The organism is Methylobacterium terricola (assembly GCF_006151805.1).
Lineage (GTDB): Bacteria > Pseudomonadota > Alphaproteobacteria > Rhizobiales > Beijerinckiaceae > Methylobacterium > Methylobacterium terricola.
This window is the reverse complement of the sequence record NZ_VDDA01000074.1, coordinates 1-6,511: the sequence shown is the minus strand read 5'-3', so window position 1 is coordinate 6,511 and position 6,511 is coordinate 1. Positions and strand designations below refer to the sequence as shown.

The window sequence follows — 6,511 nt, the reverse complement described above, 5'->3', positions numbered from 1 at the left end:
TCCGTCAGGTCACTCGGATAGCGACGGCCGTCGTCCTTGTAGAGATCGCGATCCGCCTGCGTCCACATCGGCTCCTCCTGCCAACGACAACGCGCGACTGGCTCAATCAGTCAAACAGGCTCTGAGACTCCCGGCACCCTGTGGCGCCGCAATCTCTGGGTCTGGACCGCCCTGATGGCGCTCCTGGCCTTCAGCGCCTGGGCCGCCTACTGGCCGTACGGCCGCATCGACACCGCCGTGGGGTTCGGGATCGCCGGTGCCAAGACGGCGCTCGTTGCCCTGGTCTTCATGCGCCTGAAGCACGCCAGCGGTCTCGTGCGCATCGTCGCCGCCTGCGGCCTGTTCTGGGCCGCGATCCTGTTCACCTTGACGCTCGCCGACGTGCTGAGCCGGATGGTGAACCGGTGACGTAGTCGCGCCCCCGCATCGGCGTCGGCCTCGAACAGTGTGTTCGCTGCTCCCGGTTTCCGCGTTGCCGCCCGTCAGCCCCGCCGTTTCCGTCGCTTCTCGACGTCATAGGGGGCTCGGATCGGGCTTGTCCGTCACGGCCATGTGAGGCCGGGCCGGCGGCCCGCTACGCCACTGCTCTGCCTTTCGCGAGCGTTCCTTCCGTCCCTTCTCGTCAGGTGGCGTGCCGTCGCAGTGCGTCTCTGTCATGGGACCTTTTTCCAGGACAATCCCGTAGCGGCTCGATGGTCCAGCAGCGCACAAGTGCGCGATCGACGTAATTTTCGATCGATGACCATTGATGTGATCCTCTGTCTACGCTGCGATCGGTCTTTGCTGCTACGCGGGATTGTCTCGCTGTCCCGAACCCCTTTCAGCGGGACCGGCGGGCCGGGTCTCCAATCGGAGGGAACGCCCCGGCCCGCCGTTCCGATGCCGCGAGATGAACGATCGAGAGCACACCTCCACAGGAGTCGAGCAGCCTAGGGTCGAGGCGAAGGATCGCAACGGGCCGGTCGCGGCGTATAGGCCGACCTACATTCGCTCCTTGATGCCGGACCGCACCAGCCACCAGTTCACCGGATAGCTCGTAAGGAAGCCGGCGATCATCGCACCCTGTATGGCAAACCAGAACTCGGCCGTGTTCACCGGGGTGCGGTGCCCGAAGAGGTGCTTGAACACATAGAACTGCGCGAAGGCCATGAAGCCGTACATGCCGACCTGCCAGGCGACCAGCGAGGCGGTATCGGCCTTGAGCGCCGCGATGATCCCTTCGCCCGGCGAGAGATCGCGCATCGGCACGATGGCGAAGTACTGGAACACGATCCCGAGCCCGAAGGCGAACAGGAAATCGAGGATCCAGACGGCAAACATCTTCTCGGAGAAGAGCGATTGCCAGCCGAACCAGACAGCCACCGCCGGCACAAGGAAGGCCAGCCACTCGGCGGCGACGTCTCCCAGCATGCAGCCGCTGCCGCAATGCAGTGCTCCCTTGCCAACCATCACCGGGAAGGGCGTCTCGGTCTTGGCTAAGGGCGTCTCGTGCCGCGAATGTGCCGCGTGATGCGCCGCCATGCTCGCCAGCCGCCCGTAGCGAAAATACGCCCAGACGACCGCTACGGTGCCGAATAGCGCCGTGACCGGCCAGACGACGTTCATGACGGTCATGTATTGCGGGTGCCGGATCACATCGATGGAGACGATCAGCGCGCAGGCCGCCCCGACCAGCAGGGCGGCGAGAGAGAGGGCGTCGAGCCAGACTGGAAACACGCGGGCCCTTTCGGTGATCGGGGGCGCAACGGAAGGCCGCTGCCCTTGTTCCAAAGCGCGAACAAGACCAGTCACCGCCGGTTGTCGCCTGCGAGGCCGCCCTGGAACGCTCCTCCGTGGCGCGCCCGCAGAGAGGCGCGATCGCGGAGAAGTCATGAGCGCCGAACCCGCCTCGAACCTGCTGCGCCGGCCCGGTCCGCCGGATCCCGTGCCCGATAGCGATCGGCCGAAGGCGTTCGACCCGCGCTTCACCGACGTGGTTCCGCCCCGGGCCCGCCTCGTCTCGCTCTACGATCAGGCGGTCTTCAGCGAGGGACCGGTCTGGTGGTCTGCCCGGAACATCCTGGTGTGGTCGGACATCGAGGGCCGTCGCGTGCTCGGTTGGCATCCGGACGGTTGCGTGCGGGTCGTGATCGACGCGGCGCCCTTCATCAACGGCAACACGGTCGACCGAAACGGCGACCTGATCCACTGCGAGCACGGCAACCGCCGCCTGTCCCGCACCACGCCTGACGGACGCTCATCGCCTGTGGTCGAGACCTACGAGGGCCGCAGGTTCAACGCGCCCAACGACGTGGTCTGCGCCGCCGACGGCGCATTGTGGTTCACCGACCCGGCCTACGGCCTGCGGCTGCCCAGGCAGGGTGCGCTGGCCGAATCGGATCTCGGGCATCACAGCGTCTATCGGTTCGACCCGAGCACGGGCCGCGTGCGTCGCATGGCCGATCTCGGCCAGCCGAACGGGCTCGCCTTCTCGCCGAACGAGCGCACGCTCTACGTCAGCGACACCTCTCGCACCGAGGGCGGCGACGGGCACACCATCCATGCCTACCCGGTGGGCGACGATCACAGTCTCGGCGAGCCGCGCATCTTTGCCGAGATCGAGCCCTGCGTACCCGACGGCTTTCGCGGCGACCACCGTGGATGGATCTGGACGAGTTCCGGGTCCGGGGTGCAGGTCTTCTCGGCGGAAGGCCACCGGCTCGGGCTGATCCCAACGCCGCAGGTCTGCTCGAATTGCTGCTTCGGCCCGGGCGAACGGCGGCTGTTCATCACCGCGCAGGCGCATCTCTACGCCGTCGATCTCGCCGGCGACTGAGGCGGATTCCGGAACGGCCCATGCAGGCCGGAAACACCTGATACGATCCGGAAACATCTCGGCCAGGAACATCCCCAGAGTATGCCGGTTGGCCTCGCGACAGAGGCAATGCCCAAAGGACATTGTCCCAAGGGGCACGGTGAAGAGCCGGCCGCCGCATCCGCCACAGGACCCGGATCGGGTCCGCGATGCCGCACGGCTTTCGAGGAGCAGCCATGGCCGACGCCGTCGCCGATTTCTTCTGGAAGCGTCTCGCCGAGTGGGGGGTGAAGACGATCTTCGGCTACCCGGGAGACGGCATCAACGGCCTGCTCGGCGCGCTGCAGCGCAACGACCTGCCGTTCGAGTTCATCCAGGTCCGCCACGAGGAGATGGCGGCCTTCATGGCCACCGCCTACGCCAAGTTCACCGGCGAGGTCGGCGTCTGCCTCGCCACCTCCGGGCCCGGGGCGACGCACCTGCTCACCGGCATGTACGACGCCTATTCCGACCACGTGCCGCTGCTCGCCATCGCCGGCCAGCAGGCCCGCAACGTCAACGGCGCGCACTACCAGCAGGAACTCGACCTCACGAGCGTCTACAAGGACGTGGCGGCCTACGTGCAGCAGGCGGCCTCGCCGGCATCCGTGCGCCACATCGTCGATCGCGCCATGCGCATCGCCAAGGCCGAGCGCAAGGTCGCGGCGATCATCCTGCCGAACGACCTGCAGGACGTTCCCTACGAGGCTCCCGTGCGCAAGCACGGCAACACCTTCTCGGGCGTCGGCTGGACCGCCCCGAAGGTCGTGCCGTTCGAGGCCGACCTGCAGCGCGCCGCCGACGTGCTCAATGCCGGCGAGAAGGTCGCGATCCTGGTGGGCGCCGGCGCGCTGCACGCCACCGACGAGGTGATCGCGGTGGCGAACCGCCTCCAGGCTGGCGTCGCCAAGGCGCTGCTGGGCAAGGCCGCGCTCCCCGACGACCTGCCCTTCGTCACCGGCACGATCGGCCTTCTCGGCTCCAAGCCCTCCTCCGACATGATGGCGGGGTGCGACACCCTACTAATGATTGGCTCCGGCTTCCCCTGGGCCGAGTTCCTGCCCGAGGAAGGCCAGGCCCGCGGCGTGCAGATCGACCTCGCGCCCGAGATGCTGTCCCTGCGATACCCGATGGAGGTGCCGCTCCAGGGCGAGTCGGCCGAGACCTTGCGCGCGATCCTGCCGCTGCTCGGGCAGAAGGCGGAGGGCGGCTCCTGGCGCAAAGGCATCGAGAAAGGCGTCGCCTCCTGGTGGAAGGAGGCCGAGGATCGCGCGATGGCGAAGGCCAACCCGGTGAACCCACAGCGGGTAACCTGGGAGTTGTCGCCGCGGATGCCCGATCGGGTGATCGTTACCTCGGATTCGGGTTCCTGCGCCAACTGGTACGCCCGCGACCTGAAGATGCGCCGCGGCCAGATGTGCTCGCTCTCGGGCGGCCTCGCCTCAATGGGCGCGGCGGTGCCCTACGCCATCGCAGCCAAGGTGGCCCATCCGGACCGGCCAGTGATCGCGCTCGTCGGCGACGGCGCCATGCAGATGAACAACATGGCCGAGCTAATCACGGTGTCGAAGTACATGCACCGCTGGCCGAACAAGACCTGGATCTGCTGCGTCTTCAACAACGAGGACCTGAACCAGGTGACGTGGGAGCAGCGGGTGATGGAGGGCAACCCGAAGTTCGAGGCGAGCCAGACGATCCCGAACGTGCCCTACCACAAGTTCGCCGAGCTGATCGGGCTGCGCGGCATCTACGTCGACGATCCCGCCAGGATGGGCACGGCCTGGGACGAGGCGCTGGCGAGCCCGGTGCCGGTGGTGCTGGAGGTCAAGACCGACCCAGAGGTGCCGCCGCTGCCGCCGTACTTCACCTTCGAGCAGGTGAAGAACTACATGTCGATGCTCGGCAAGGGCGATCCTAAGGAGCGTCACCTCCTGGTCGATACCGCCCGCCAAGTGCTGAGCTCCGTCCTACCTGGCAGAAAGAGCTGAAGGCCGGATCCGGCGCAACGACCATGCGTGACGATCCGACCATCCAGGCGGTACGGGCGCGGGCCTACACCGTGCCCGCCGACGCGCCCGAGGCCGATGGGACCTATGCCTGGGACAAGACGACAATCGTCGTCGTCCACGTCGAGGCCGGGGGAGAGACCGGCCTCGGCTACAACTACACAGACGCCAGCGTCGTGCCCCTGATTGAGGGGACGCTGGCGCCGCGGCTCTCGGGCCTCTCGGCCTTCGACATCCCGGGGGCCAACGCGGTCCTATGGGGAGCGGTGCGCAATATCGGCCGCTCCGGGCTCGCGGCGAGCGCGATCTCAGCCCTCGACACCGCCTTGTGGGACCTGAAGGCGCGCCTCCTCGGGCTGCCGCTGGCAACCCTGTTCGGCCGGACACGGGAGCGCGCCGAGATCTACGGCAGCGGCGGCTTCACCACCTACGACGACCGGCAACTGTGCGAGCAGCTCGGAGCCTTCGTCGCGCGCGACGGCTGCCGGGCGGTGAAGATGAAGATCGGCAGCGAACCGGCACGCGATCCGGCCCGGATGGCGGCGGCGAAGGGGGCGATCGGTGACGCGCAGCTGTTCATCGACGCCAATGGCGCCTTCACGCCGAAGCGCGCGCTCGCGATGGCGCGGGCCGCCGAACCGTTCGGCGTGGCGTGGTTCGAGGAGCCGGTGACGAGCGACGATCCGGGAGGGATGGCGGCCGTTCGAGCCGCGGCGCCCGCCGGCCTGGAGATCGCTGCGGGCGAGTACGCCTACACCCTCGACGACCTGCAGCGCCTGATCCGTGCCGGGGCGGTCGACGTGGCGCAGGCGGACGTGACCCGCTGCGGCGGCTATAGCGGCTTCCTGAAGATGGCCGCCGTCTGCGAGGCGGCGCATCTCGACCTGTCCGGTCATTGCGCCCCTGCCCTGCACCTGCCGGTCGCGGTGGCGGCGCCCCGCTTCCGGCACCTCGAATGGTTCCACGACCACGTCCGCATCGAGCGGATGCTGTTCGACGGGGCGCCGGTGCCGCAGGGCGGCGCGATCGCCCCCGACCTGACCCGGCCGGGCCACGGCCTCACCCTCAAGACGAAGGCCGCCGATGCCTACGCTGCCTGATCGCGGCCCCCGCCCGCCCGAGCGCCGCCGCGGCCCCCCCGGGGCAGTCCTGAAACGCCGCGTCGCCCCGGTGCGGGTCGAAGCGGCGGTTCACCCCGTCGTCGCCCTCGCCGCGGTCGCGGCCGGCGCCGGCCTGCTGACCTGGTTCGCCGCCGGGCGCTCAAAGCGCCTCGGCTCCTCCCCGGCCGGGGGCCCGTCGGAGGGGCGCCGCTACAGCCCGCGCGGCAGCGCCGTGACCGCGAGCGCCGCGCAGCGCCTCAACCACGCCTCGTCGATGCTCGCCGCCTCGGTGCTGTTCGACTCCGGTCTTGAGCATTACCGCGGCCAGTTCTTCAACCGGGCGATGTACACGCCGATCGTCGTCTCGAGCGTTACCCTCGCCTCGTCGCTGCACGGCGCCGGCGACACCGATCCCGCCAGTTCCCGCGTCCGGCACGCGGTGCAGGCGCTAGGCGGTGTGGACTCTTGGGGTTTCCCGGTTGGTTGAGACGTGATTCAAGGCTGCTTTTTGGAGAGCCGCTTTGGGCGTCCTGGACCGTCTCGTTCTTAGCGACACTCAGTGGGAGCGCATG

6 protein-coding genes are annotated in these 6,511 nt (G+C 68.4%); 5 read left to right on the top strand and 1 reads right to left on the bottom strand.

Going from position 1 to position 6,511, the window contains the following annotated elements:
• The first annotated feature begins 105 nt into the window (after positions 1-105).
• Complete coding sequence (locus tag FF100_RS36395) at positions 106-408, top strand: cytochrome C oxidase subunit IV family protein (RefSeq protein WP_281287368.1); 303 nt, start codon at positions 106-108, stop codon at positions 406-408.
• A gap of 573 nt (positions 409-981) precedes the next feature.
• Here the strand turns inward: FF100_RS36395 and FF100_RS36390 are convergent.
• The gene (locus FF100_RS36390; protein ID WP_246102791.1) at positions 982-1,716 is read right to left on the bottom strand and encodes a DUF4396 domain-containing protein; all 735 of its coding nucleotides are present in this window, start codon (positions 1,714-1,716) and stop codon (positions 982-984) included.
• 154 nt (positions 1,717-1,870) lie between these two features.
• Here FF100_RS36390 and FF100_RS36385 point away from each other — a divergent pair, with 154 nt between their 5' ends.
• The 4 genes from FF100_RS36385 (at position 1,871) to FF100_RS36370 (ending at position 6,426) form a co-directional block, all read left to right on the top strand.
• Complete coding sequence (locus FF100_RS36385; protein WP_139040872.1) at positions 1,871-2,815, top strand: SMP-30/gluconolactonase/LRE family protein; 945 nt, start codon at positions 1,871-1,873, stop codon at positions 2,813-2,815.
• A 215-nt stretch (positions 2,816-3,030) separates the two neighbouring features.
• The gene (locus tag FF100_RS36380) at positions 3,031-4,821 is read left to right on the top strand and encodes a thiamine pyrophosphate-requiring protein (RefSeq protein WP_139040871.1); all 1,791 of its coding nucleotides are present in this window, start codon (positions 3,031-3,033) and stop codon (positions 4,819-4,821) included.
• Positions 4,822-4,844: 23 nt separating this feature from the next.
• Positions 4,845-5,939 carry an enolase C-terminal domain-like protein gene (locus FF100_RS36375; RefSeq protein WP_139040870.1) on the top strand — a complete coding sequence of 365 codons (1,095 nt, stop codon included), beginning with the start codon at positions 4,845-4,847 and terminating at the stop codon, positions 5,937-5,939.
• Positions 5,923-6,426 (top strand): hypothetical protein, encoded by a 504-nt coding sequence (locus FF100_RS36370; protein WP_139040869.1) that lies wholly within the window; start codon positions 5,923-5,925, stop codon positions 6,424-6,426. The genes FF100_RS36375 and FF100_RS36370 overlap by 17 nt, the downstream gene beginning before the upstream one ends.
• Positions 6,427-6,511 lie beyond the last annotated feature (85 nt).